The organism is Bacillus sp. GW821-FHT01G09 (assembly GCF_059422205.1).
This window is the reverse complement of record NZ_JBWKWL010000001.1, coordinates 575,916-601,730: the sequence shown is the minus strand read 5'-3', so window position 1 is coordinate 601,730 and position 25,815 is coordinate 575,916. Positions and strand designations below refer to the sequence as shown.

The window sequence follows — 25,815 nt, the reverse complement described above, 5'->3', positions numbered from 1 at the left end:
GCCTGCATGCTCCACAAATTCGTAGTAACCGCATCCGCTTTATATGACAAAAGAAGGAGGATTACAGATGAAACTGACACCGGTTGAACAAGAAAAATTGCTCATTTTTGCAGCGGGGGAATTAGCCAAACAGCGAAAGGCGCGGGGCGTTCTGTTGAACTATCCTGAGGCTGCTGCTTATATCACCTGCTTTATTATGGAAGGCGCACGTGATGGGAAGGGAGTAGCAGAGCTGATGGAAGCCGGCCGCCATGTATTAACGGAAAAAGATGTGATGGAAGGTGTGCCTGAGATGCTGGACAGCATTCAGGTGGAGGCCACATTTCCGGATGGAGTAAAGCTTGTTACGGTACATCAGCCAATTTCTGCGGAGGTGAAGTCATGAAGCCGGGAGCATTTCAAATTGCTGAGGGAACCATTACGATTAATGAAGGCCGTGAGATACGGGAGGTAACGGTAAAAAACACCGGATCACGCTCCATTCAAGTCGGTTCGCATTTTCATTTTGCGGAGGCCAACGGGGCTTTATTATTTGACCGTGAGCTGGCGATCGGCATGCGTCTTGATGTTCCATCAGGCACGTCGGTCCGTTTTGAGCCGGGAGAGCAGAAAACGGTCTCACTAGTGGAAATCAGAGGACGCAAGACAATTAGAGGGCTGAACGGAATGGCCGACACGTTTATCGATGAACGCGGCAAAGAAAAAACGTTGGCCAACTTAAAACAAGCCGGCTGGATGGAGGGTGTAATCCGATGAAAATGTCACGGGAGGAATATGCGGAACTGTTTGGCCCGACAACGGGCGATAAAATCAGATTGGGCGACACGGATTTATGGATCGAAGTCGAAAAGGATTTCACAGTATACGGTGAAGAAATGATCTTTGGCGGCGGAAAAACAATCCGCGACGGCATGGGCCAAAACGGCAGAATCACAGGGAAGGACGGCGCTTTGGATTTGGTTATCACCAACGTCGTGCTATTGGATTACACAGGCATTGTCAAAGCGGATGTCGGTGTGAAAGACGGCCGGATTGTCGGTGTCGGAAAAAGCGGAAATCCTGATATCATGGATGGAGTCGATCCGCACATGGTCATCGGAGCGGGGACAGAGGTGATTTCCGGTGAAGGCAAAATTTTAACAGCCGGGGGAGTGGACACGCACATTCATTTTATTTGTCCTCAGCAGATGGAAGTTGCGCTTTCTTCAGGTGTGACAACCCTTTTGGGAGGCGGAACAGGACCCGCAACAGGCAGCAAAGCGACAACATGTACGTCCGGGGCGTGGTATATGGCGAGGATGCTGGAAGCGGCCGAGGAGTTTCCAATCAATGTCGGCTTCTTAGGGAAAGGGAATGCATCCGATAAAGCGCCGCTGATCGAGCAGGTGGAAGCAGGCGCCATCGGCCTTAAGCTTCATGAAGACTGGGGCACGACGCCAAGCGCCATTAAAACGTGTATGGAAGTCGTGGACGAGGCTGATATTCAAGTTGCCATCCATACCGATACGATTAACGAAGCGGGCTTTTTGGAAAACACGCTCGACGCGATCGGGGACCGGGTCATTCATACTTATCACATTGAAGGTGCAGGCGGCGGCCATGCCCCGGATATTATGAGGCTCGCTTCTTATGCGAACATTCTGCCGTCATCTACAACGCCAACCATTCCTTATACCGTTAATACGATGGATGAGCATCTTGACATGATGATGGTCTGCCACCATTTAGATGCGAAAGTGCCTGAAGATGTGGCGTTCAGCCATTCCAGAATCAGGGCTGCGACGATTGCCGCGGAGGATATTCTCCATGATATCGGTGCGATCAGCATGACATCATCGGATTCCCAAGCGATGGGGCGGGTCGGTGAAGTGATCATCCGAACATGGCAGGTAGCCGATAAAATGAAAAAACAGCGCGGTGCTCTTGCCGGCGAAAACGGGAATGACAATGTGCGCGCAAAACGGTACATTGCCAAATACACGATTAATCCGGCAATTACGCACGGGCTCAGCCATGAAGTCGGCTCGGTGGAAAAAGGGAAGCTTGCTGATCTCGTTCTGTGGGACCCGGTATTTTTCGGCGTAAAACCGGAACTGGTCTTAAAGGGCGGCATGATTGCACGTGCGCAAATGGGAGATCCGAACGCGTCCATCCCGACTCCTGAACCGGTTTTCATGCGCCAAATGTATGCGTCTTACGGAAAAGCCAACCGCTCAACCTCGATTACATTTATGTCTCAGGCAAGCATAGAGCGTGGTGTGGCGGAAAGCTTAGGGCTGGAAAAAAGGATTTCTCCAGTCAAAAATATCAGAAAGCTGAGCAAGCTGGATATGAAGCTGAATTCGGCTTTGCCGAAGATTGAGATTGATCCAAAAACCTATCAGGTCTTTGCTGACGGGGAGGAATTGTCTTGCCAGCCTGTCGATTATGTCCCCCTTGGACAAAGATATTTCTTATTCTGATAAGACGCGGCCGGAGTGCATCCGGCCGTTCTATTGACTAAAAACGGTGCACAAAACCCATGTATTTAGTGTATATTAGATGTTGACAAACGAATCAAATGTAACTATTATAGTTACAACGGTGGTGAAAAAACATGATTAACAGCCGTCTTGCTGTTGCCATTCATATTTTATCCCTCATCTCGATGGATGAAAAAACATCTTCAGAAATCATTGCTGACAGTGTCAACACGAATCCGGTAGTTGTGCGAAGAATGATCAGCCTGCTGAAAAAAGCTGATATTCTCACATCACGCGCCGGGGTGCCGGGTGCAAGCCTCAAAAAAGATCCTGCTGATATTTCTCTTTTAGAAGTGTACCGGGCTGTCCAAAAGCAAGAAGAACTCTTTGCGGTTCATGAAAACCCGAATCCGAAATGTCCGGTAGGGAAAAAAATTCAGAACGCTCTGGATGAAACGTTTGAAAGTGTGCAAAGAGCGATGGAAAATGAACTGGCGAGCAAGTCATTAAAAGATGTTATGAATCATCTCTTTTAATCAAAAGGGATGACTTCTCACCGCTAACATGTAACTAAAATTGTTACAAATAAGGAGGAAATGAAAAATGAAAATTGGTATTATAGGCGCAAGCGGGAAAGCGGGAAACGAGATTTTGAAAGAAGCGAAAAAAAGAGGCCATGAAGTGACAGCCATCGTCAGAAACGCTTCAAAAGTGCAGGAGCAAGACGTAGCGATTTTGGAAAAAGATGTGTTTGAACTGACTGCGGAAGACATCAAGCCTTTCGACGCGGTCGTAAACGCTTTTGGAGCAGCACCCGGCCAAGAACATCTTCATGTTGAAGCAGGAAGAGCACTCATCAGCATTTTAAAGGACGCGAAGCACACAAGATTGCTTGTTGTTGGCGGAGCGGGAAGCCTGTTTGTTGATGAAGCCAAAACAACCCGTTTAATGGATACGCCGGAATTTCCGAAAGAATATTTGCCAACCGCATCAAATCAAGGCGAGAACCTGAAAGATTTGCAGCAGACAGACTCCATTTCCTGGACGTTCCTCAGTCCTGCGGCATTTTTTGATCCAGCAGGAAAACGGACTGGCTCTTACCAAAAAGGAAAAAACAATGTCATCGTAAATGCAAAAGGCGACAGCTATATCAGCTATGCAGATTATGCCATTGCCGTGTTGGACGAGCTTGAACATCCCGAACACAAAAATGAACGCTTCACAGTGGTAAGCGAAGCGGAATAATAAAAAACCCGGAGCCAGCTCCGGGTTTTTCTCATTAATAAGTGCTGTACGTATCGCTGAAAAGGCCGTCAGCAATCCCAAGCATTAAAAAGATGAAGAAGGCGATAATCGCAAGAATGGATACAGCAATGCTTACGATCAAATAAATCCCTTGCATCTTTACGAATTTCGCGTAATTCTCCAGCATTAAGTCTTCAGACTGTCCGCTATTGTGTTCAGCCATTTGGCCTGCTTCCCTAGCTGACCTCATCAAAAAGATACCGGAAATAATTTGCAGTACGCCTGGCACGGCACCGATTAGAAAAATGAACGCGCCTGAAAGCGCGGTAATTGCGCCCATAATAATAAATAAAATGCCTGTAGCTTTTCCCCATTTCGAAATGCTGATGAGGGTTTTGTTCATTGTTTCAGGATTCATGTATACTGGCTCCCCTTTACAAAAAAATACTCACTTTTCTTTTATACACTATTTGTGAGAAGTTTTGTATATAGAAAATAACATTTTGGGGATTGACCCTAACGTTGCGTGATTGTTTACGATAAAAAAGAGGAGGTGTTATGTATGAAATATCAAGTTAAACAAGTGGCGGAGATATCAGGTGTTAGCATTCGGACGCTTCATCACTATGACAATATTGAGCTTCTGAATCCTTCAGCGCTTACTGATGCTGGGTATCGTTTGTACAGTGACGCAGATCTGGAAAGACTGCAACAGATTTTATTTTTCAAGGAAATCGGGTTTCGTTTGGATGAAATTAAAGAGATGCTGGATCATCCGAATTTTGACCGGAAAGCGGCACTTCAGTCGCAAAAGGAGATATTGATGAAGAAAAAACAAAGAATGGATGAGATGATTCAAACAATTGACAGGACGCTTTTGTCCGTTGATGGAGGGGAAACGATGAATAAGAGGGATTTATTTGCCGGATTAAGCATGAAAGACATTGAAGAGCACCAGCAGACATACGCTGATGAAGTCAGAAAGCTGTATGGAAAGGAAATCGCAGAAGAAACAGAGAAAAGGACATCTGCATACTCGGCAGATGATTGGCGCACGATCATGGCTGAATTTGATTCGATTTACAGACGAATTGCGGCGCGAATGAAGCATGGGCCCGATGATGCAGAGGTTCAGGCCGCAGTGGGGGCATTTCGCGATCATATTTGCCAATATCATTACGATTGCACACTCGACATTTTCAGAGGACTCGGGGAAGTGTATATCACTGACGAGCGATTTACCGATTCAATCAATCAATATGGAGAAGGTCTTGCCGCTTTTTTGCGGGAGGCGATCATCATTTACTGTGACCATCAGGAAAACCCCCGGCCGTAAAGGCCGGGGGTTTTCGCATCTTATAAGATCGGCGACAACAGCCGCGAGACGGATTCTTTTATTCGAATCCACAACGGGCGCTGCAGATACTCCTCATAGGTGAATTTTCTGGATACTAGCAAATCTTCTTTAAAAGTTGAAACCAGTTTTTTAGCAATGGTGATATCGTAAATAAATGCATTAACCTCAAAATTCAGCCTGAAGCTTCGGACATCAATGTTCGCTGTGCCGACTGAAGCGATTTCGTCATCCACCACGATGGTTTTCGCGTGAATAAAGCCGTTATCGTAAATATAGACAGTGGCTCCGGCTTTCAGCAGATCGCCGATATACGAAAGTGTTGCCCAGTATACAAAGGCGTGATCAGGCTTGTTCGGAATCATAATGTTAACGTCAATGCCCGAAAGGCAAGCGATCCTTAAAGCATCCAGCAGGCTTGCATCTGGGATAAAATAAGGTGTTTGTATTAAAATGGAACGCTTGGCGTTCGAAATCATTTTGATGTAGCCATTTTTAATTTGTTCCCATTCCGAATCAGGGCCGCTTGTGACAATCTGCATCCCGACGTTGCCTTTTGGGCCGTAATCAGGAAAGTGATTTGGAATATATGTCAGCGTATGGTGATGAGAAGCTTGGTTCCAGTCAAGGATGAACCGTGTTTGGATGGCGTGCACGGCCGTTCCTTGCAGCCGGATATGCGTATCCCGCCAATAACCGAATTTCGGATTAAGCCCTAGATACTCATCTCCGACGTTAAAGCCTCCGACATAACCGGTCATTCCGTCTATGATCACAAGCTTTCGATGGTTCCGGTAATTCAGCCGCAGGTTAATCGGCCTGAGCTTTGAAGGGAAAAAGACCTCCACATGCCCGCCAACCTCGCGAAGCTCTTTAAAAAACTTTTTTCTCAGCGTTCTGGACCCGAGTTCATCATAAAGCACTCTGACCTGAACACCTTCTTTCGCCTTTTGGATGAGAGCGTCCCGCAATTTTTTGCCTAATTCATCGCCTTTATAAATATAATACTGTAAATGGATATGATCCTTAGCCTTTGAAATGTCACTCAGCAGCCGCTGAAATTTATCCCGTCCATCTGTAATGACGTCAACTGAATTATCCTCTGTAAACACAGCATGGTTATTCATAATCAGCATATAAATTAAATCTTTGTTATCAAAGGTTGCCCGGTTGTTAAACTGAAATTGCTTGGTTTCTAAATCTTCAAGCTGATGCTTCAGCAGCCTTTCAATTCCAATCTTTTTCCGGTCTTCCCATTGAAACAAATGCTTGCGTCTGAGATTATGGCCGAATAATAAGTATAAAATAAAGCCTAAAACGGGAATAAAGAAAAGAACAAGCAGCCACGCCCAAGATGCACTGGCATCGCGCCGTTCTTTGAAGATGACAATGATGGCCAAAAGAATATTTAAAATGAAAAAAAGTGATAAAAGGATGGAAGAAATACTCACTTTGTAACCCCGCTCATTCATATTTATCAAGAAGATTGCCATTAGTATTCCATGAATAACAGTGATCTGATTCCCATTACAAATTATAACACTCACATTTTAAAAGAATAAAGAGCGGCGATCCAGATTCTTCGTGAAAAATACGGGCAGATTTCTTTAAAACCAGCTTGCACCTGCGTTAAAATAAACACATATGTAACGTTCGTGAAGCTTGAAACATCAAATAAAGGGGGAGGATTATATGAACTTTTACAGAGTCGAACAAATGCCGGGGTTCATCAAAACAGAAATGCAAAAAATTCAAAAGGCCGTACAGCCTTTCATGAAAAAAACCGTCATTTACCGTTTTCTTGCTATTCCGCTTGCTGCATTCTCTCTCTTTAATTTAGCTGCTTTTCTATTTCATGCTTCAGCTGACAGGGAGTCCCTGATCAGCGCAGGCATATTCGCCATTTTGGCGGCGCTCGGGCTCGCATTTTTTAAAGAGGCAGGCTATCAGCATAAACAAATCCAAAAAACGGTTCACATCTATATGCTGAACAGGATCAAAAAGAGCGAAATCCTTTCAGAAGAGCGGAAAAGCTCCTACGCACGACAAATAAAGGAAGAGCCTTTTGCGATGCGGAGTTTTGTTGAATTTTTGACTGAGGAAGACAGACGCAAAAAAATGTATTAAAGAAGAGCTGCACCCGGATTTCTGGGATTTTCCAGACGATCCGGGTGTGTTTTTTTGCATGCAGACACCCGAAATAAAAAGCGCGGTTTCGGATTGATTCCGACTTCATCCGTTTTTTTTGTTATTTATTTCTGGGTAACAGCGTTGCTTTGTTGATTTCTTCTACTAGAGATGTCTATTGTATGCTTGCTTCAGGATTTGGTGTTTACGCCGGCCTGCTTTGAATAGTCAAATAAAATAGGCATGGTTCCGTTTATATGGAACTCATGCCCTGTCCTGTCTCATCATTATTCAAACACCGGATCATCCTCATAATAATAAGAATCCGGATCATCATACGAAGGCGTGTTCTCAAAAGCAGCAATGCCGATTACCACCAGCACGAAAATGGCTACAATGATCCCGATCAGGACAGTAACGATACTGGATGCTGCATAAAACAGCTGCATTTTTATAAATGTCCCGTAATTTTCAAGCATGCTTTCGCCAGCGCTGCCGGCTAGATTTCCTTCGGCTTCCGCGGCTGCTTTTGCTGAGCGCATCAAAAATACGCCTGATATAATGAGCAGCACGCCCGGGATGGCGCCAATCACTGTCATCAAAACAGACAGAGTGACAAGCGATCCCATAATGATTAACAAGATGCCAGAAATTTTGCCCCACTTGGCAATGTCGGATAGCGACTTGACAGCAGAGGCGCTCAGCTGGCGGGTCTCCTGTTCAACAGGTGCAGTCTCCTCTTCAACGAGGCTATTTTCTTCATTATGATTTTCAATTTCGTTTTCATCTTTATCCAGACTAATCATGAAAGCTCTCTCCCTAAAATTTTTAAATCGTATCTTTTTCCGTCCATTTCGGCGATGCCGGGGAATAGTCCCCATTCTGTAAACCCGTGCTTTTCAAACAGCTTCAGGCTTGGTTTATTATGCCCGAAAATGAAGGCCATAAGTGAGCGGATGCCAAGATCCGGCGCAATGCGGAGCGCTTCCTGAAGCAAATATGATCCAACGCCTTTGCCGCGGCATGCTTCGTCAATGTATATGCTGACCTCCGCTGTTTTATTATAGGCTGGCCTTCCATAAAATGTTTCAAAGCTGATCCAGGCAGCGACGTTTCCGTTTTCGTCCTCGGCCACATAGAGCGGGCGTGCCTCTGTATGTCCTAAAAACCATTCCATCCGATCTTCAGGAGTTACCGGTTCGGTATCGGCTGTTACCATTCGAGAAGCAATCGTTGAATTATAAATCGCAACAACAGCTTCTAGATCTTTATTTTCAGCAAGGCGCAATGTCATGTTCATACGTTTTTGGCACTCCTCTCAAAAAAAATGACATATTTTCGTAACAGTCTGCGCAAACTACATCTAAAAAAGTTTTTTGGATAGGTGTATATATTTTCAGAAAAGTGTTCAGAATGTTGCTGAGGTGATGAAACAATGAGAGAGGAAGAAAAGAAAACTTCTCAAGTCAAAAAACTTCAGCAGTTTTTTCGTAAACGCTGGGTGTTCCCTGCAATTTACTTAGTCAGTGCGGCCGTCATTTTAACAGCTGTCCTTTGGTATCAATCAGTATCAAATGATGAGGTAAAGGATCAGTTGGCTGATAACGGCGGAAACTCCGCATATGACAACAACGACGATGCAGTTGAAGTAGGAAAGTCAATGGAAAATGTCGCAATGCCGGTTGTTGATTCTGAAAACGTTTCTGTTGTGAAAAAGTTCTATGAAACCGATGCCGCAAAAGAAGAGAAAGAAGCAGCACTCGTTACCTATAATAACACGTACAGCCTAAGCAAAGGAATTGACTTAGCTGAGAAAGACGGGAAAGATTTCGATGTCTCTGCTTCTCTGAGCGGTACGGTTGTTAAAGCTGAAAAAGATCCAGTGCTGGGATATGTTGTGGAAGTAGAACATGCCGACGGTTTATCGACTGTGTATCAATCTCTTTCCGAAGTAAGCGTTGAGCAAGGTGACAAAGTAAAACAAAATCAAGTGATCGGAAAATCTGGCAAGAACCTTTACAGTGAAGACAGCGGAAACCACGTGCACTTTGAAATCCGTAAAGATGGGGTCGCAATGAATCCGTTAAACTTTATGGACAAACCAGTTTCTTCTATTGAAAAAGCAGCAGCTGCTGAAGAAAAAGCTGCCACCCAAGAAACAGAAGAATCAATTCAGCAATCTTCCGAGAAAAAGGACGGATCAACTGAAAAAGGAACAGAAGAAAAATCCGGTGAGAAAAAGGATGATTCAACTGACAAATCTGGTTCCAAAGAAAGCAGCACAACAGAAGACACTGAACAGTCTTAATGAAGAAAACGTCTATCCTTGTGATGGGCGTTTTTTTCTGTTACTTTTTGCTTTGTTTTACCGTCTATGTAGTTACATGTAGGCACGTACGTTATAAAGGAGGTTATGTCATGAACCGCCTATTGCTCGCAGGCTGGATCTTTTTTATCCTGCTTTCTGTCTGTACGGAAAGCTTCAGCGGCATGGTCGTATCGCAAATGGTGGCTTTTCATTTTCAGCCGCACCCTGATCTGTCTCAATTTTTAGTTATGGATTTTACTGAGCTTACTGTCCCTGAAGCGTTTATTCAAAAAATCGGACATGCGTTTTCCTTCTTTGTGCTGACATATTTGCTGTGGAAACAGCGGGGCAGCATAAGATCAGCTTCAGCCGGCTCATTTGCGTTTGCTTTTTTTACAGAAGTTCTTCAGCTCTTCTTCAGCAGGAACGGTTGTATTCGGGATGTGCTTATCGATGCTGTTGGTATTGGATTGTTTTATGGTTTATATGTGTTGGCGAAGCGAAGAAAACAAGAGATGTATGAGAAATATTAAAGCCGGCTGTCTTGGTTAAAGACGCCGGCTTTTGTCTTTCTTAGAAATTTTGATCGGTTGGTTTTTTCGTCAGTTTATTGATAATAGCTTCATAGATCCTCACGACCAAATCGACGAACGGGCGAAGCAGATCTGAAAATCTAAAGAAAAGGAACCCGATAATGATGGCGACAACGAGGCTGCCCAATACATCTACCGGATAGTGATGTCCCACCCAAATTCTCGAAAAGCCTGTCAAAAGCCCAAAAATGACAAGCGGCCAGCCGATTTTGCGGTTTCTGAAAAGCATCGCAATAGAAATCGCTAATGCACCTGTCGTGTGGTCACTTGGAAATGAAGCATCCGCAGCATGCGGAATCAGTGTATGCACTGTATGCGCAACGAACGGGCGCGGTTCGAAATAAACAAGCGTAATCAAATAGTTGATCACAAGGCCTGCAATTCCTGTGATGCCTGCGTATAGCACATGTTTTCTGCTTTGTGTGTTCCCAAACAGCCAGATTGCCAATAGGATAAGGGCATAGGCGACAATGGCATATTCCGTGATGAAGACCATAATGGAATCGAGAACCGAATTGTGATGAGATAGTCCATGGATTGCTTTAAAAATTTCGTAGTTCAAATAATCACCTTTTACATTTTTATATTTAGTAGACTAATCTTACTCATGAAAAGTTTCAAATAAAAATAGAGATTGTCTGAAATAACGGCGCTTGAAGAGAATTCGAAGAGGAATCGCGGTTTCTGGGGGGATTATGTGCACAAAAAAGAGATCCGGAGTGTCCGAATCTCGTACCGATATTAAAGTGCTTCAGGTCCTTCTTCGCCTGTGCGGATGTTGATCGTATTGCTGATTTCATAGACAAATATTTTACCGTCACCTGGTGATCCCGTTTTCAGCACCCTTTTAGCGGTCTCAGTCACTTGATCAACAGGAACCTTGCTGACCACAATTTCTATTTTTAAACGCTCGTATACATTGCTTTCTATTTTTACCCCTCGATAGAGCTCCGTATGTGCTTTTTGAAGGCCGCAGCCGTGTACATTGGAGAAAGTCAGAGAGGTCACTCCGATTTTTCCGAGTTCCTGCTTCAGCTTTTCAAAATTTGCCGGACGCGTTACAATTTCTACCTTGAACATTTGACCGCTCATAGCGTCACTCCTCACATAGAATCTTGATATGCTTTTTCCCCGTGCATCGTTAAGTCAAGCCCAAGTGACTCTTCTTCTTCGGTTGCGCGAAGGGGAAGGAAGAGGCTTACAATTTTAATAATAACGAAAGTGACAATAAATACAAAAACATAAGTGGCGGCGATGGCGACGATTTGTTTCCAGATTAAGCTTGCATCACCGTAAAATAACCCATCTGCGCCCGCTGAGTTAACAGAGGTTGTTGCGAATAATCCTGTTGCGATTCCGCCCCATGTGCCGCCGATCCCGTGCAGGCCAAAGGCGTCAAGCGCGTCGTCGTATCCGAATTTCTTTTTAAGCGAGAATACTCCCCAGAAACAAACAGCTCCGCCGATGATGCCGATAATAATAGAAGCGAACGGTGTGACAAATCCGGCAGCCGGCGTAATGGCGACAAGTCCGGCGATTGCGCCAGATACCGCTCCGAGCATTGTCGGTTTTTTGTTAATGAGCCATTCTACTAAGATCCAGCCGACGATTCCGGCTGCAGCCGCGGTGTTTGTGTTGATGAACGCGTACATGGCTACACCATCTAAAGTCAAAGCGCTGCCGACGTTAAAGCCGAACCAGCCGAACCAAATCAAAGCTCCTCCTAAGAAGGTGTAAATGAGGTTATGCGGAGAAGACGCTGTGCCGTCTTTCCGTTTGCCGAGCACAATGGCAAGAACAAGTCCTGCCACACCGGAGGAAATATGAACAACATTGCCGCCAGCGAAATCGAGCGCTCCAAGCTGGCCGATCCAGCCGCCGCCCCATACCCAGTGCGCTACGGGTGTGTAAACCAAAGAGGCCCATAAAACCGAGAATAAAAGAAAAGCGCCGAATCGCATCCGCTCTGCGAAAGCCCCGGAAATAATCGCTGTAGTCAGAACGGCGAACGTCATTTGGAACATCATAAATAACGAGTGGGGAATGGTATCGCTGTAATCTCCCGGATCAAATCCGACCCCTTTGAGGCCTGCCCACTCCAGCCCGCCGATGATTGAATTGCCTGGTGCGAAGGCAAGTGTATATCCGAACAGCACCCAAACGATGGAAACGATGGCAATGGAAGAGAAACTGTGCATGGCAGTGCTCAGCACATTTTTGCTCTTTACCATTCCTCCATAAAATAACGCTAATCCCGGGGTCATCAGCCACACGAGTAAAGCGCAAAAGAACATAAAAACTGTATCGCCCATTTGCATGTCTCATTCCTCCGTATCTTTCAGAATAAAAAGCAATTATTATATTTCTTCATTATAGAGAAAAAAGAATGATAAAACATTTTCATGTAAGATTTCCTGACATGGTTTTTAAGGAATGTTATCGAGGGACGGAAAGGAAGGAGAATGGCATTTTTTGCGATATAAGACTTTGTATCTATAAAAGAAGCTATTCATATGAGCTGAAAAGGGAATTGACATTAATTAGAATACTCTATACTGTATTAAGTGTACTACATCAAATAATACACTGAGGGGGATGTATGATGAATAAAGGCGGCAGGCTGAGGAAAGCGGTACGCAAGTCGATTCCCGCGACGTTCCGATTGTTTTTAGCCTTTAATTTTTTCGTGTACGGTCTGGCGAAAGTGGTAATTGGCCAGTTTGGCGAGGTGACGCCTGAAATCGAGCCGGCTGCCGGGAAGGGGTTTACGATCGCGTGGACATTTTTCGGTTATTCTCATGTCTATGAACTGTTTATAGGTTTTGGTGAAATCCTGGCAGCTGTTTTATTACTGATTCCGCGAACGGCTGCATTAGGGGCGGTTATTTTTATGCCCATTATTGTGAACATCGTCTTGATTAACTATTGTTTTGATATTGGCGTGCAGGATCTTAGCACGATATTAATGGTTATGTGTCTTATTCTGCTTTGGATGGACCGCCGCAAATTCATGGGCATTTTCAGGCAGGAACCGATAGACAGCAGGCAGGTGATGAAGCGATGACGCCCCTTATGATTACTGTGCTTGCCGGTTTGTTCGTATGCACAACCTGTTACTACTACATAAAAGAAAAATCATGAGAAAACGCTCCTTCTGAGAATTTCACAAGCATCATAAAAGAACTTAGGCAGTGTGAAGAGTAAAATATGCAATGTGAGAAACACTAACAGTATCAGGAGGAGACGTATGATGAATACACTCAACATTGATTTTCAAAAAACAGCATTGGTTATCATTGATTTACAAAAGGGAATTGTGCCGATTGATCAAAGCGGCCAGGTTGTCCCGAACGCGAAAAAGCTCGTAGATGAATTTCGGAAACATAACGGGTTCATCAGCTTTGTAAATGTAGCCTTTCATGATGGAGCGGACGCCCTGAAGCCGCAAACGGATGAGCCTGCGCAGGGAGGTTCAGGGAAAATGCCGGCGGACTGGGCCGAATTTGTTCCGGAAATCGGTGTGCAGGATGGCGATTATACTGTGACAAAACGGCAATGGGGTGCTTTTTTTGGCACAGATTTAGACTTGCAGCTGAGACGTCGCGGCATTGATACGATTGTATTGTGCGGCATCGCAACGAATATCGGGGTGGAAAGCACAGCACGGGAGGCATTTCAGCTAGGCTATCAGCAGATTTTTATTACAGATGCCATGTCCACATTTAGCGATGAAGAGCATGAAGCCACACTGCGCTTTATTTTCCCGAGAATCGGTAAATCGCGGACAACGGAAGAGTTTCTGGAACAAGTGAAATGATGTTGTCGAAAAAAAGCCGGGCTGTTTTTTTAACAGCGGTGGCTTCGGGAACAATGCTGAATCCGCTGAACTCGTCTATGATCTCTCTTGCGCTCCATAGCATCCAGCATGAGTTTCACCTCTCGTTTACAACGGTTTCCTGGCTGATTTCCTCGTTTTACTTGGCGAGTGCCGTAGCGCAGCCGGTTACGGGAAAGCTCGGTGATTTGATTGGGCGGAAACGCTTGTTTTTATTCGGGCTTATTCTTGTTGCGGTTTCTGCCATCGGGGCGCCGTTTGCGCCGACGTTTATGACATTATTGGTCATGCGGCTGTTTCAATCGGTGGGGAGCAGTGCGATTTATCCGTCAGGTGTCGGCTTGATTCGGAATCATATTCATGAGCGCCAAGCTTCAGCCTTGGCTGTACTCTCTATTTTTGCGTCCGCCATGACGGCGCTGGGGCCGACAGTCGGCGGGTTTTTGATTGTATGGGGAGGCTGGCCGGCGATCTTTATCGTTAATTTGCCGTTTATAATCCTCAGCTTCTTATTGGGCCTGTATATGTTCCCAAAAGATCAGAAAAAAGGGGCAGGAATCAAAACCATTATTCAGCAGCTCGACATTCTTGGAATTGTTTTATTTGCCGGGGGAATCATTTTCCTTCTATCCTTTTTGCTGTCGTTCAGCACGTCGCCGCATGCGGTTGAAGGTGTGCTTGGCTTGCTTCTGCTCTGTGCGTTTGTCTGGCGCGAGCTGAAAACGGATAAGCCGTTTATTGATGTCCGTCTGTTTAAAACACAGCGAAACCTGTCAGCCGTGTATGTTCAGTTTATTTTATTGAATGTTTTCTTCTATTGTTTATTTTTTGGTTTGCCAAGTTACTTTCAGGATGAAATGCATCTTTCTGTTCAAACGAGCGGCCTGTTTATGCTGTTTATGTCTGGAATGAGCATCGTTGTGTCACCTCTAACCGGCAAATGGATCGACCGATCTGGTGTCGTCAAGCCGATCTTTGCGGGAGCGCTTTTGATGACGGCTGGAGCCGTGCTCTTAACCATCTTTTTTATCAATGTCGAGACCATTGGGAAAGGCCTCATTCTATCGCTCTTGGGTATAGGCTACGGACTGGGAAATGTCGCGCTTCAGGCAGCGATGCTGAAAACGAGTCCTTCCAACATGGTAGGAACGACTTCAGGCCTGTTTCAAACCTGCCGTTACCTAGGATCGATTTTGTCTTCGGTGATCCTTGGCATTCTTTTTGGTAAAGAAATCACGGCAGCCCATTTTGATATGATGGGAATCATTATGATCATAGCGGGCGGAGCAAGCCTGTTAATGGCTGTGAGATTTGCTGCATTAATGAAAACTGCATCTTGAGAAAGAGACGGGCTCTGAGGTCTGTCTCTTTTTCTTGTTTAAGCTGTTCAAATACAAACGGGAAAATTGTATATCATAGCCAGTGTTATTGTCTGACTCTTCAGTTATATTAAGTGACATCTAATGTCAAAAAACATAACGTGATGACATATAGACAATATGGAAAGGGGAGCCGGCTATGAAATTAAAAGAGAGTCAGCAGCAATCCAACAGGCTGAGCAATGAAGATCTGGTGCCTTTGGGACAGGAAAAACGGACGTGGAAAGCAATGAACTTTGCCTCCATTTGGATGGGATGTATACATAACATACCGACCTACGCGACCGTGGGAGGATTAATTGCGATCGGCCTTTCGCCTTGGCAGGTGCTGGCGATCATTATTACGGCATCGCTTATCTTATTTGGGGCTCTTGCCTTAAACGGCCATGCGGGGACAAAATACGGGCTGCCGTTTCCAGTGATCATCCGGGCTTCTTATGGGATATACGGCGCAAATATCCCGGCGCTTCTGAGGGCGTTTACAGCGATCATGTGGCTTGGCATCCAGACCTTTGCGGGCAGCACGGCACTGAACATTTTGCTTTTGAATATGTGGCCAGGCTGGGGGGGAATTGGCGGCGAGTGGAACATCCTCGGCATTCACTTGTCTGGTTTGCTTTCCTTTGTATTCTTTTGGGCCATTCATTTACTCGTATTGCATCACGGCATGGAGTCGATTAAACGTTTTGAGGTGTGGGCAGGGCCTTTAGTGTATCTGGTATTTGGCGGCATGGTATGGTGGGCCGTCGATATTGCCGGAGGATTGGGGCCGATATACTCTCAGCCAGGAAAGTTCCATACATTTTCAGAAACATTTTGGCCGTTTGCTGCCGGAGTTACTGGCATCATCGGCATCTGGGCGACATTGATCTTAAATATACCTGATTTTACACGGTTTGCTAAAACACAAAAAGAGCAAATCAAAGGACAATTTTACGGCTTGCCGGGAACGTTTGCGCTTTTCGCATTCGCAAGTATTACGGTGACCTCCGGCTCGCAGGTCGCGTTCGGAGAGCCGATTTGGGATGTTGTCGATATTTTGGCGCGGTTTGATAACCCTTATGTCATCGTCTTGTCCGTGATCACACTCTGCATCGCCACGATCTCTGTAAATGTCGCGGCGAACATCGTATCGCCCGCTTATGATATAGCGAATGCCCTGCCGAAATATATCAATTTCAAACGTGGCAGCTTTATCACAGCGTTGCTCGCTTTATTTACGGTTCCATGGAAGCTGATGGAGAGCGCGACAAGCGTGTATGCGTTTCTTGGCTTAATAGGCGGCATGCTTGGACCGGTGGCAGGCGTGATGATGGCCGACTATTTTATCATTCGCAAACGTGAGCTCTCGGTAGATGACCTGTATTCCGAAACAGGACGGTATGTGTATTGGAAGGGCTACAATTACCGTGCGTTTGCAGCCACAATGTTAGGAGCGCTGATTTCGCTGATTGGCATGTATGTTCCTGCATTGAAAAGCTTATACGATATTTCTTGGTTTGTAGGTGTGCTAATCTCCTTTCTTTTCTACATTGTTCTGATGCGTGTTCACCCGCCTGCATCATTGGCAATTGAAACGGTTGAACATGCGCGGGTCAGCCAGGCTGAATAAGATCTATTTAGACGGTATATTTTCATATTTTTGAATGGTTTTCCATAAATAGAACATTTATAATTGTTTTAGAAATCTATTCTAAAACGAAATGGGAATCGAAAATGAGAAAATGGTATTTTATTCTTTTGGCGGGTGTTTTAACGTCTGTCATCCTCGCTTTCGTTTATGATAAGACAAAAGCGAATGAGGAAGGATCTGGGGATTATCTGTATGTTTCGCCAAATGGCAGTGATCAAAATGAAGGAACAAAAGAAAAGCCGTTTCGTACATTGGCACACGCATCTGAGAAGGCTGCTGCCGGCACAACTGTCATGATTCGGGAGGGCACGTATCGTGAGACCCTTGATGTAAAGCACAGCGGTACGGACGGAAAGCCTATCACATTCCGAAACTATGAAAATGAAAACGTCGTGATTAGCGGTGAATCCGTTACGGACGCTGAATATGAAACACCGCTTATTCGTATTCACGATAAACATGACATTGCCATCAGCGGTTTAACAATTCAAGATCTTTCTGTTTCATCTGAGGAAGCAACTGCTATAGGGATTTATGTATCAGGGTCCAGCAGTCATATCGCCATTAAGGATAATCACATCCGGGGTATTAAGACAACTGCGGATGAAGGAAATGCTCACGGAATCGCAGTTTATGGGACTGGCAGCATGAAAGACATCCAAATCGAGGACAATACAGTTGAGAAACTGACGCTTGGAGCGAGTGAAGCAGTTGTGCTGAACGGTAATATCGACGGCTTCACTGTTGCAGGCAATCTGGTCCGCAACAATAACAACATCGGGATCGATCTAATTGGTTATGAGGGAACCGCGGATAAAAACGATTACGTGCGAAACGGAATCGTAGAAAACAATACAGTTTATCAAAACTCGACTTACGGCAATCCTGCTTATGGAGATGAATACTCAGCGGGCGGGATTTATGTCGATGGAGGACACAAGATCGAAATTAAGAATAACACAGTTTACGATAACGATATTGGGATTGAAGCAACGTCTGAACACAAAGGAAAGTATGCAAATGCCATTCAGATCACTGACAACAAAGTGTACAACAATGCGTACACCGGTATTTCAATCGGAGGATATGACAAAAAGCGGGGCGGCACCAGCAATTCTCTGATTGCCCGCAATATTATGTACCGGAATGACACAAAGGGACTGTACGGCGGACAGCTGCTGCTGCAGTACGATACGAAAAACAACACAATTGAAAAGAATATATTGACGGCCGGTGATTCCAGATTATTTATCGGAAACGATTTTACAGAAAATGAAGGAAATACGGTCAATCATAACGTGTACCACAAGGAAGCGGATCAAGACGGCATATGGATGTGGAAAAAGAAAGAATATGATTCATTTTCGTCGTATCGAAAAGCAACAAAAAACGATCAGCAATCCATTTATGCCGACCCGATGTTTCGTGATGAAGCGTCCTATGATTTTTCGTTAGATCCTGATTCACCTGCGCGGAAAGTCATTGAATAATATGCCATAAGCGGCGTTCTCTAAGAGAGCGCCGTCAGATTGTAGTGAAACTCATGTTTTTCTACAATTTTTTTATTTTTAGCTCATGTATGATGAATGAACTTTTTCATGTTCTGACATGCAGATGGGAGAAGAACTTGCCACTTACGTTTTGTTTTTCCCTCAATCGGCCGTAGCGAAACCCATGCTGCAAAGCTGCGCTCTTGTCGAGATGTTCTCTCAGTCTGAGGGGCTAAAAGCCCCCGTTGTCTTATCTACTTGCACTTTCATAATATGCATAATTTCCAGCTTTGCCTTTAAAGTAAAATGTAGTACCAAAACGATCAAAACTATTTGCAAAAGCGCCATTATCTGAATACATACATAATCTATTACTTGCGCCTTTAAATGGAGTTATAGAACAATCTACAATTGAAGTAGCCTTCGTACGCATATCCCCATCCGTTGAATCATTTATAGCAAGAGCTTGTCCAGAAACAGGTAAAAGCAATCCTAAAGATAAAGCAACTCCAGTAATTGTCCTTCTCAATTTCATGTGAATCATCTCCATTCCCAAATTTTGTAATACATCTTAATTATAAGAGGGATAACCCTCTATCGGAAGGGTCTTAAATACTATTTTGTAATAAAAAGGAATTTTAATAAATCAATACTCACCGTTTCACTTATTGATTCTATCACTTATAAAATAATTTACAGGATTTAGTTTAGTTTGAACGTAAATCATATTGTCACGGTTCTGAATGAAGTGATACGAAGGAGTCAGAAGTGTTTTCTCTCAAAGTACATATGTTTCTAACAAGCTAATTTAGTGTTGAAGAATCTCAATTATTATGACATGAAAAAAGGGAGCACCATAGCTGCCTCAGGCTGGCGGCGTTCTCTAAGAGGGCGCCGTGTTTTAATGGAAAAAAGACTGCCGGGATTTCCCGGCAGTCTGACAAGTTATTCTGCAATAGACACTTTTCCTTCAGCCTCAGCAGGTTTTTTCTGGCTCCACGTGTAGAGAAGCAGAGCAATTAAAACGAACAGCCCCGCTGTTAAATAAATGGCAGAGAAGCCGGCAGATGCTACAAACAATCCGAATACATACGATCCTACAGCAATTCCGCTGTCAAAGAAGGTAAAGAACGTTGCCGTCGCAAAACCGGAGCGGTGAGCCGGAGATTTCTGAATCGCCAATGTTTGCATGCAAGGAACGATTGATCCGTAGCCAAGACCGATAACCGCCCCTGAAAGCAGAAGCATTAAGCCGCTATGTGTGAAGGACAGCATGCAGAGTCCAACAGAGAAAATCAGGATTGATGGATAAATGACAATGCCCGGTCCGACTTTGTCGAACAATTTCCCTGTGAACGGGCGTGCAATCATCATTGTCACCGCAAAACAAACAAAGAAATATCCGCTGATATCCGAAAGGTCAACTGATTTGGCGAATACAGACAGATATGATGTGACTGTTGAATAACAGAAAGAAATAAACAAACCGACCGTCGCAATTTTGAGTGCGCCCTTTTCAAACATATCCGAGAACGCAAAACGGAATACAGTCGTACCGCTGTCCTTACTTTGCGGCACTTTTATCAAGAACGAAACAAGTAAGCCCGCAACCATAAACAGCGCAAAGGCTGTAAAGAATACAGGAAAGCTTACCATTCTCATCAAATTCAGACCAAGGAAAGGCCCGATCGCCATAGCGAGGTTCATAGACATGGCAAAGTATCCAAGCCCTTCACCGCGCCGTTTGGCTGGAATAATATCAGCGGCAATTGCACCTGTAACAGTCGTTAAAATGCTGAACCAAATTCCTTGGAAGAACCGCAATCCGAGTAGCAGGGAAAAGTTATGAATCGGCATATACAGAAAAGATGATAGGGCGAAGAGCGCCATTGATACAATCGCCATTCTTTTCTTCCCGAAACGCTCAACGATGGCTCCGGAGAAAGGCCGTGTAATGATCGCAGACAGAAGGAACAGGCTGATTAAAAGCCCGCCTTGTGATTCTGTACCGCCAAGCTCTTGCAGCGTGTAGATCGGCAATACAGTTAAAAATGTATAAAAGAACACAAACACAAATAAATTGACAAGCAGGACCATAATAAAATCCTTGGTCCATATCGCATCCGCTTTTTTCAAATGTATGTCACTTCCTTATTTTCATTGTTGTAAAAACATGCGGAATAAATGAGAAAAAGCTTCTTTATCTTCATCCCGGAAATCAGCAAGCAGCTCTTCCTCGAATTTCAGCATTTTCACATTGATTTCTTCGTATTTTTTCTCGGCTTCTTTTGTGAGGACAACAAGTTTTTCCCGTTTGTCTTCACCTTGCCGTCTCTGAACCCAGCCGTTCTCCTCCAGGCGTTTGATCGTCCGAGTCACAGTCGGCGCTTCCACATTTAAATAGGACCAAATCTCTTTTTGAGTCATTGGTCCGATCGTACGCAAACAATATAAAACTGACCATTGGGATGAATAAAGGCCGAATGGCTCTAGCTGTTCATTGGCTTTCTTGGCAATCAGGCGGGCGCTTTGGTTGATTTGATGAATGAGGTGTCTGTTGACGTAGGACATGTCGGTCTCCTTCTAAAAAACTTACCTAAGTAACTAATTGCTTATTTCATTTTACAGGAGCGATCGATAGTTGTAAAGGTGAAAATTTAGTGACGCGAAATAGTTTGCTGAATCTGAAAAAGTTCGTTTCACCCCTCGTCCTTATTGAGTTTTTAGCATATTCCCAAAAGAATGCTAATACACTGTTACAAACCTAACAAAGAGAGTGTTTGAGGTGAGGGATCGTGGGCATATTTCACAAACTTACTTTTAAAACCATACAACGAAGAAGCGGCATAATGAACGACTCTTTACAGAATACGGATCTCATTTCACACTTCTCACATCCATTTTAGGGAGGTCGAGTGGTGTGCACGATTACATCAAAGAGCGAACAATCAAGATAGGGAAGTACATCGTGGAGACAAAGAAAACCGTTCGTGTCATTGCGAAGGAATTTGGTGTTTCCAAAAGTACAGTACACAAGGATTTAACAGAGCGTCTGCCTGAAATTAACCCCGACTTGGCAAACGAAGTGAAAGAAATACTCGATTATCATAAATCCATCAGGCATTTAAGAGGAGGAGAAGCGACAAAGCTCAAATATAAAAAAGATGAAATTCTCGAAGGAGAGCCTGTTCAGCAATCGTAATCACCTGGCATTGCCTTCTTGAAATCGTTCATAAAACATCCGCAAAAATTTGTAAAGAACTTATTGTGCTTCCAACTTTTTTTCTATATTTTATGATAATATATATAATTAGGGCACAATGTGGATATTTACTGTGAAACAGATTTTCAAGGAGGATATAAATAGATGTTTGCAAGGGATATTGGTATTGACCTCGGTACTGCAAATGTACTGATCCATGTTAAAGGTAAAGGAATTGTTCTGAATGAACCTTCCGTTGTTGCACTTGATAAAAACAGCGGCAAAGTGCTGGCGGTTGGCGAAGAGGCAAGACGAATGGTTGGACGTACACCTGGGAATATTGTTGCGATTCGCCCGCTGAAAGACGGAGTTATTGCTGACTTTGAAGTAACAGAAGCAATGCTGAAACATTTTATTAACAAGCTGAATGTAAAAGGCCTGTTCTCAAAGCCGCGCATGCTCATTTGCTGCCCGACGAATATTACATCCGTTGAGCAAAAAGCAATTAAAGAAGCTGCAGAAAAAAGCGGCGGGAAACATGTGTACCTTGAAGAAGAACCTAAAGTTGCCGCTATCGGCGCGGGTATGGAAATATTCCAGCCAAGCGGTAACATGGTTGTAGACATCGGAGGCGGGACGACGGATATCGCGGTTATTTCAATGGGCGATATTGTCACCTCCTCTTCTATTAAAATGGCTGGGGACAAGTTTGACATGGAAATCTTAAATTATATCAAACGCGAGTACAAGCTGCTGATCGGCGAACGTACTGCGGAGGATATTAAGATTAAAGTCGCAACTGTTTTCCCAGACGCACGTCACGAGGAAATTTCCATTCGCGGACGGGACATGGTTTCCGGTCTTCCAAGAACAATTACAGTAAACAGTAAAGAAGTTGAAGAAGCCCTTCGTGAATCTGTCGCTGTTATTGTTCAGGCTGCGAAACAAGTGCTCGAAAGAACACCGCCTGAACTTTCTGCTGATATTATTGACCGCGGCGTTATTATTACCGGCGGAGGCGCGCTCTTAAACGGCCTTGACCAGCTGCTTGCTGAAGAGCTGAAGGTACCGGTCCTCGTTGCTGAAAATCCTATGGATTGCGTAGCCATCGGCACAGGTGTCATGCTTGATAATATGGACAAGCTTCCTAAACGCAAACTAAGCTGATTTCACAAACCTCATTCTGCAAAAAGAATGAGGTTTTTTTATGAAAAAGCCTTCACGAAAAGATGTTAAATGACGATAATAGGATAAAATACTGAGTTTTTATTATAGAACGAACGTTCCTATATGACAACTGGAAAAAATGCCATTTTTAGAGGTGGGAAATTTGTTAAAAGGATTATATACAGCAACATCCGCAATGATTGCCCAGCAGCGAAGAACGGAAATGCTTTCAAATAATATTGCTAACGCAAATACATCAGGATATAAAGCTGATCAAGGCTCGATGCGCGCGTTCCCTGAGATGCTGCTCAGCAGAATAGAATCAAAATCTCCGGCCGGGACATCGAGGACGGAAATCGGTTCCGTGAATACCGGAGTATATATGCAGGAGCTCAAGCCTCTCTTCACACAGGGAAGCCTGAAGTCCACAGATCAGCCTACAGACATTGCATTGATCGAAAATCAAGTTCCGATGAATGCGGAAACCAATGAAAAAGCTGCTCTTTTTTATCCGGTTCAAACAGCGGATGGAATCCGTTATTCAAAAAGCAGCACATTTTCACTAAATGAGAACAACCAGCTGACGATCAACGGACGCCCTATTTTATCGACGGATCGCCAGCCAATCACTGTTGATAATGAGAATTTCACTGTGTCTGAAAACGGTACTGTGACAACGAACGGACGCACAGCCGGCCAGATTGATGTCAGAATGGCGGAAGATGTCCGCAATCTCAAACGGGACGGAAATGATTTGTACAGCACGGCGGACGGTAATGATCTGCCAAGCGCAGCCGGAAATAATCAGGTATCCTATTCATTAAAACAAGGCGTCTCAGAGCTTTCAAACGTGGATGTGACAAGCGCCTATACAGAAATGACTGAAGCGTACAGATCGTTTGAGGCTAATCAGAAGGTTATTCAGGCTTACGATAAAAGTATGGATAAAGCAGCAAATGAAATCGGAAAAATTTAAGATAACGGAAGAAAAAACGGGGGATATCAACTATGCTCAGGTCAATGCTAACGGCATCAACAACCTTAAACCAGCTGCAGCAGCAGATTGACACAATCAGCAGCAACCTTTCAAACAGCAACACAACCGGCTATAAGGCAAAAGATACGAATTTTTCTGAGCTTGTCAGACAGCAATTCGATCAGGTTGATGAAAAAAACGAGGAAGTGGCAAAAGCCCGAAAAACGCCGCCCGGCTTGCGCCTTGGCGTCGGAGCGATGATGAATTCACGCCTTGTCTCTGATCAAGGTAGCATTCAGAAGACGGATCGCGATCTGGATATCGCATTTACGTCTCCATACCAGTATCTTCAGGTAAATGTAAATGGAAACCGCCAGTATACGAGAGACGGAGCATTATATTTAACGCCTTCAGCCAATAATGCCAACCAGCTGCAGCTCGTCACTGGAAATGGGTATCCCGTACTTGATGAGAACGGCAATACAGTGAACATCGACAGCTCAATGAAGAATATCACCATCAATAAGAACGGCACCTTAACCGCATCTGACGGAAACGCGGTTCAGCGGTTTAATCTTGGCGTTGTCCAAGTGAATAACCCTCAAGAGCTGAAATCGGAAGGGGATAACCTTTTCTCTATTGATAATGCGGCAGCTTTTGAAGAGCTGAACGGCGCTAATAGACAAAACATCGGCATGCAGCAGGGCTCACTTGAGATGTCCAATGTCGATATTTCAGAACAAATGACAGATTTGATCACGTCCCAGCGTTCATATCAGCTGAACAGCAGAACGATCACAATGGGAGATCAAATGCTCGGTTTAATCAATTCAGTCAGATAATAAGAAAATGGGCGTTTTTCAATCAGCCGCGCATGATAAAAAAAGCGGCTTTTTCGAAATCGTCCTTTTTTTTGTAGTATTCCGTAATATCTTCTAACAGCACTTCTAAATCCACCCACGCCTCGATTTTTTCTAATTCAAGCACATATTCGAGCAGCTGCTCATAGGGATCTTCCACTGAGGTGTAGAGGGCTTCAAGCGTTTTTAATTTTAAATAAATGGTTTGAATGTCTACCTTTTCAGATAATTCTTTTCCTTTTTGAAGGACGGCTTTAGCTTCTGTGATGTTTCCTGTTTTAAAAAGCGCTCTGACAGACTCGTACACACAATGAAGATATGAGACTGGTGAATTCATTTCAAATTCTTGATTCTTTAATACTTTTCTAAAGTAAAGAAGCGCTTCCTGGTCTTTTTTCTCGGTCGCTTTTAAAAAGCCAAGGTTATAATAAGCGTGGCATAGCAGGTTTTCGTCATGTAGTTGCTGAGTTTTCTTAATGATTTCTTTGAAAAGCTGTTCAGCTTTTTCATAGCGTTCTTGATCAATATAATTCACGGCGAGCAAAAGTTTACAGGTGATTACCTTTTTGATATAGCCGAATTGGTGCAAATAGATGTGTAATGCTTTTTTGACGTATTGGATGGAAAGCGGCGGTGATTTCATCAAGTAATAGGCGCCGGCGGTTTGATAATATAAATCAGCGGCTTCAAACGTATTTTGAATGGCGGCCAGGTACTGTTCAGCTTTTTTAAAATGATGTACTGCATGTTTCGGAGCTGTTTTTACCATCTCATATAACCCAGAGAAAAAATACAGATAATATTTCAATTCATCATCCATTTTGTCTTCCAGGCCATATAGGTCATCGAACAATGAATCGAGTCCGTTCTGGTTTTCAAAAAGCAGCTGATGGCGGGCCTGAAACAATTGATAACGCATCCAAAGTTTTGTGTTCTTTTTGATCTTTGGAAGGTGCTGATCAATTTTCTCTTTCAGTGTGCAAACGTGATTCATTTTGCGTTTGCTCATTGCGGAATACCACTCGTCTAACATGTTTAGCATTCTTTTTTCAATAAACTTCGAAATCATTTTCCTACCTCTTTGCTATTGGTAAAATCTATAATTATCATATCATAACTTTTGACGGCTCTCATTGACAGTTGGTTACATTTTAGCGCGGTTGAAAAAGAGATTAATTCATAAT

At 44.0% G+C, this 25,815-nt stretch carries 31 protein-coding genes; 19 read left to right on the top strand and 12 right to left on the bottom strand.

Features of this window, described 5'->3' with window-relative positions; translation table 11 throughout:
• Positions 1–67 precede the first annotated feature (67 nt).
• The 5 genes from ureA to AC07VD_RS02940 all read left to right on the top strand — a co-directional run bounded on the left by ureA (position 68) and on the right by AC07VD_RS02940 (position 3,707).
• Complete coding sequence (ureA, locus tag AC07VD_RS02960) at positions 68–385, top strand: urease subunit gamma (protein WP_003227724.1); 318 nt, start codon at positions 68–70, stop codon at positions 383–385.
• A complete protein-coding gene (ureB, locus tag AC07VD_RS02955) occupies positions 382–756 on the top strand; it encodes an urease subunit beta (RefSeq protein ID WP_003227726.1) in 375 nt (124 codons plus the stop codon). The genes ureA and ureB overlap by 4 nt, the downstream gene beginning before the upstream one ends.
• Positions 753–2,462, top strand: a complete 1,710-nt coding sequence (gene ureC, locus AC07VD_RS02950; protein ID WP_086344415.1) for an urease subunit alpha — start codon at positions 753–755, stop codon at positions 2,460–2,462. The genes ureB and ureC overlap by 4 nt, the downstream gene beginning before the upstream one ends.
• A gap of 134 nt (positions 2,463–2,596) precedes the next feature.
• On the top strand, positions 2,597–2,998 hold the full coding sequence (locus AC07VD_RS02945; protein WP_003227734.1) for an Rrf2 family transcriptional regulator: 402 nt from the start codon (positions 2,597–2,599) through the stop codon (positions 2,996–2,998).
• Between the two features lie 67 nt (positions 2,999–3,065).
• Complete coding sequence (locus AC07VD_RS02940) at positions 3,066–3,707, top strand: NAD(P)-dependent oxidoreductase (RefSeq protein ID WP_494721557.1); 642 nt, start codon at positions 3,066–3,068, stop codon at positions 3,705–3,707.
• Positions 3,708–3,741: 34 nt separating this feature from the next.
• On the opposite strand, the gene AC07VD_RS02935 is transcribed toward AC07VD_RS02940, so the two are convergent.
• Positions 3,742–4,125, bottom strand: coding sequence for a DUF5362 family protein (locus tag AC07VD_RS02935; protein ID WP_014478231.1), 384 nt, complete (start codon positions 4,123–4,125; stop codon positions 3,742–3,744).
• A gap of 144 nt (positions 4,126–4,269) precedes the next feature.
• Between AC07VD_RS02935 and mta the strand changes: the two genes are divergently transcribed.
• Positions 4,270–5,043 (top strand): transcriptional activator Mta, encoded by a 774-nt coding sequence (mta, locus tag AC07VD_RS02930; protein WP_015483809.1) that lies wholly within the window; start codon positions 4,270–4,272, stop codon positions 5,041–5,043.
• A gap of 20 nt (positions 5,044–5,063) precedes the next feature.
• Here mta and cls read toward each other — a convergent pair whose 3' ends face one another.
• Positions 5,064–6,512 carry a cardiolipin synthase gene (cls, locus tag AC07VD_RS02925; RefSeq protein ID WP_185184039.1) on the bottom strand — a complete coding sequence of 483 codons (1,449 nt, stop codon included), beginning with the start codon at positions 6,510–6,512 and terminating at the stop codon, positions 5,064–5,066.
• Between the two features lie 241 nt (positions 6,513–6,753).
• On the opposite strand from cls, the gene AC07VD_RS02920 reads away from it, so the two are divergent.
• Positions 6,754–7,188, top strand: coding sequence for a YwnF family protein (locus AC07VD_RS02920; RefSeq protein WP_015251026.1), 435 nt, complete (start codon positions 6,754–6,756; stop codon positions 7,186–7,188).
• Here the strand turns inward: AC07VD_RS02920 and AC07VD_RS02915 are convergent.
• The 3 genes from AC07VD_RS02915 to AC07VD_RS02905 all read right to left on the bottom strand — a co-directional run bounded on the left by AC07VD_RS02915 (position 7,185) and on the right by AC07VD_RS02905 (position 8,482).
• Complete coding sequence (locus AC07VD_RS02915; RefSeq protein WP_494721627.1) at positions 7,185–7,313, bottom strand: hypothetical protein; 129 nt, start codon at positions 7,311–7,313, stop codon at positions 7,185–7,187. The genes AC07VD_RS02920 and AC07VD_RS02915 overlap by 4 nt on opposite strands.
• Positions 7,314–7,475: 162 nt before the next feature.
• Positions 7,476–7,994 (bottom strand): DUF5362 family protein, encoded by a 519-nt coding sequence (locus AC07VD_RS02910; RefSeq protein ID WP_144500493.1) that lies wholly within the window; start codon positions 7,992–7,994, stop codon positions 7,476–7,478.
• Positions 7,991–8,482, bottom strand: a complete 492-nt coding sequence (locus AC07VD_RS02905; protein WP_494721628.1) for a GNAT family N-acetyltransferase — start codon at positions 8,480–8,482, stop codon at positions 7,991–7,993. The genes AC07VD_RS02910 and AC07VD_RS02905 overlap by 4 nt, the downstream gene beginning before the upstream one ends.
• Before the next feature lie 141 nt (positions 8,483–8,623).
• Between AC07VD_RS02905 and spoIIQ the strand changes: the two genes are divergently transcribed.
• A complete protein-coding gene (gene spoIIQ / locus AC07VD_RS02900; protein ID WP_014481160.1) occupies positions 8,624–9,496 on the top strand; it encodes a stage II sporulation protein SpoIIQ in 873 nt (290 codons plus the stop codon).
• A 110-nt stretch (positions 9,497–9,606) separates the two neighbouring features.
• Entirely contained in the window at positions 9,607–10,029 is a 423-nt protein-coding gene (locus AC07VD_RS02895; protein ID WP_494721558.1) for a VanZ family protein, read from the top strand.
• A 40-nt stretch (positions 10,030–10,069) separates the two neighbouring features.
• Here the strand turns inward: AC07VD_RS02895 and bcrC are convergent, their stop codons facing one another.
• The 3 genes from bcrC to amtB all read right to left on the bottom strand — a co-directional run bounded on the left by bcrC (position 10,070) and on the right by amtB (position 12,407).
• Complete coding sequence (gene bcrC, locus AC07VD_RS02890) at positions 10,070–10,651, bottom strand: undecaprenyl-diphosphate phosphatase BcrC (protein ID WP_003243362.1); 582 nt, start codon at positions 10,649–10,651, stop codon at positions 10,070–10,072.
• A gap of 179 nt (positions 10,652–10,830) precedes the next feature.
• Positions 10,831–11,181: a P-II family nitrogen regulator gene (locus AC07VD_RS02885; protein WP_003221829.1), complete on the bottom strand. Its 351-nt coding sequence runs from the start codon at positions 11,179–11,181 to the stop codon at positions 10,831–10,833.
• 11 nt (positions 11,182–11,192) lie between these two features.
• Positions 11,193–12,407 (bottom strand): ammonium transporter AmtB, encoded by a 1,215-nt coding sequence (amtB, locus tag AC07VD_RS02880; RefSeq protein ID WP_349611336.1) that lies wholly within the window; start codon positions 12,405–12,407, stop codon positions 11,193–11,195.
• 281 nt (positions 12,408–12,688) lie between these two features.
• Between amtB and AC07VD_RS02875 the strand changes: the two genes are divergently transcribed.
• The 5 genes from AC07VD_RS02875 (at position 12,689) to AC07VD_RS02855 (ending at position 18,426) form a co-directional block, all read left to right on the top strand.
• Positions 12,689–13,153 carry a hypothetical protein gene (locus AC07VD_RS02875; RefSeq protein WP_494721559.1) on the top strand — a complete coding sequence of 155 codons (465 nt, stop codon included), beginning with the start codon at positions 12,689–12,691 and terminating at the stop codon, positions 13,151–13,153.
• A 183-nt stretch (positions 13,154–13,336) separates the two neighbouring features.
• Complete coding sequence (locus AC07VD_RS02870; protein WP_015251033.1) at positions 13,337–13,906, top strand: hydrolase; 570 nt, start codon at positions 13,337–13,339, stop codon at positions 13,904–13,906.
• Complete coding sequence (locus AC07VD_RS02865; protein WP_014481154.1) at positions 13,906–15,264, top strand: MFS transporter; 1,359 nt, start codon at positions 13,906–13,908, stop codon at positions 15,262–15,264. The genes AC07VD_RS02870 and AC07VD_RS02865 overlap by 1 nt, the downstream gene beginning before the upstream one ends.
• Positions 15,265–15,442: 178 nt before the next feature.
• Entirely contained in the window at positions 15,443–16,915 is a 1,473-nt protein-coding gene (gene pucI / locus AC07VD_RS02860; RefSeq protein ID WP_217017194.1) for an allantoin permease, read from the top strand.
• A gap of 104 nt (positions 16,916–17,019) precedes the next feature.
• On the top strand, positions 17,020–18,426 hold the full coding sequence (locus AC07VD_RS02855) for a right-handed parallel beta-helix repeat-containing protein (RefSeq protein WP_494721560.1): 1,407 nt from the start codon (positions 17,020–17,022) through the stop codon (positions 18,424–18,426).
• A gap of 250 nt (positions 18,427–18,676) precedes the next feature.
• Here AC07VD_RS02855 and AC07VD_RS02850 read toward each other — a convergent pair whose 3' ends face one another.
• The 3 genes from AC07VD_RS02850 to AC07VD_RS02840 all read right to left on the bottom strand — a co-directional run bounded on the left by AC07VD_RS02850 (position 18,677) and on the right by AC07VD_RS02840 (position 20,997).
• Positions 18,677–18,961, bottom strand: a complete 285-nt coding sequence (locus AC07VD_RS02850) for an LCI fold-containing protein (protein WP_041521437.1) — start codon at positions 18,959–18,961, stop codon at positions 18,677–18,679.
• Positions 18,962–19,371: 410 nt separating this feature from the next.
• Positions 19,372–20,562 carry an MFS transporter gene (locus tag AC07VD_RS02845; RefSeq protein WP_187001940.1) on the bottom strand — a complete coding sequence of 397 codons (1,191 nt, stop codon included), beginning with the start codon at positions 20,560–20,562 and terminating at the stop codon, positions 19,372–19,374.
• Between the two features lie 21 nt (positions 20,563–20,583).
• Positions 20,584–20,997: a MarR family winged helix-turn-helix transcriptional regulator gene (locus AC07VD_RS02840; protein ID WP_003227771.1), complete on the bottom strand. Its 414-nt coding sequence runs from the start codon at positions 20,995–20,997 to the stop codon at positions 20,584–20,586.
• Positions 20,998–21,221: 224 nt separating this feature from the next.
• On the opposite strand from AC07VD_RS02840, the gene AC07VD_RS02835 reads away from it, so the two are divergent.
• The 5 genes from AC07VD_RS02835 (at position 21,222) to flhP (ending at position 24,613) form a co-directional block, all read left to right on the top strand.
• Positions 21,222–21,332 (top strand): protein usd, encoded by a 111-nt coding sequence (locus AC07VD_RS02835; protein ID WP_010886628.1) that lies wholly within the window; start codon positions 21,222–21,224, stop codon positions 21,330–21,332.
• A 14-nt stretch (positions 21,333–21,346) separates the two neighbouring features.
• On the top strand, positions 21,347–21,628 hold the full coding sequence (gene spoIIID / locus AC07VD_RS02830) for a sporulation transcriptional regulator SpoIIID (RefSeq protein WP_003221804.1): 282 nt from the start codon (positions 21,347–21,349) through the stop codon (positions 21,626–21,628).
• A gap of 165 nt (positions 21,629–21,793) precedes the next feature.
• Positions 21,794–22,795 carry a cell shape-determining protein Mbl gene (gene mbl / locus AC07VD_RS02825; RefSeq protein WP_003227776.1) on the top strand — a complete coding sequence of 334 codons (1,002 nt, stop codon included), beginning with the start codon at positions 21,794–21,796 and terminating at the stop codon, positions 22,793–22,795.
• A 163-nt stretch (positions 22,796–22,958) separates the two neighbouring features.
• A complete protein-coding gene (flhO, locus tag AC07VD_RS02820) occupies positions 22,959–23,771 on the top strand; it encodes a flagellar hook-basal body complex protein FlhO (protein WP_015251036.1) in 813 nt (270 codons plus the stop codon).
• Positions 23,772–23,803: 32 nt separating this feature from the next.
• A complete protein-coding gene (gene flhP / locus AC07VD_RS02815; protein WP_119899871.1) occupies positions 23,804–24,613 on the top strand; it encodes a flagellar hook-basal body complex protein FlhP in 810 nt (269 codons plus the stop codon).
• 22 nt (positions 24,614–24,635) lie between these two features.
• Here the strand turns inward: flhP and rapD are convergent, their stop codons facing one another.
• Positions 24,636–25,700, bottom strand: coding sequence for an aspartate phosphatase RapD (rapD, locus tag AC07VD_RS02810; protein ID WP_014481149.1), 1,065 nt, complete (start codon positions 25,698–25,700; stop codon positions 24,636–24,638).
• Positions 25,701–25,815 lie beyond the last annotated feature (115 nt).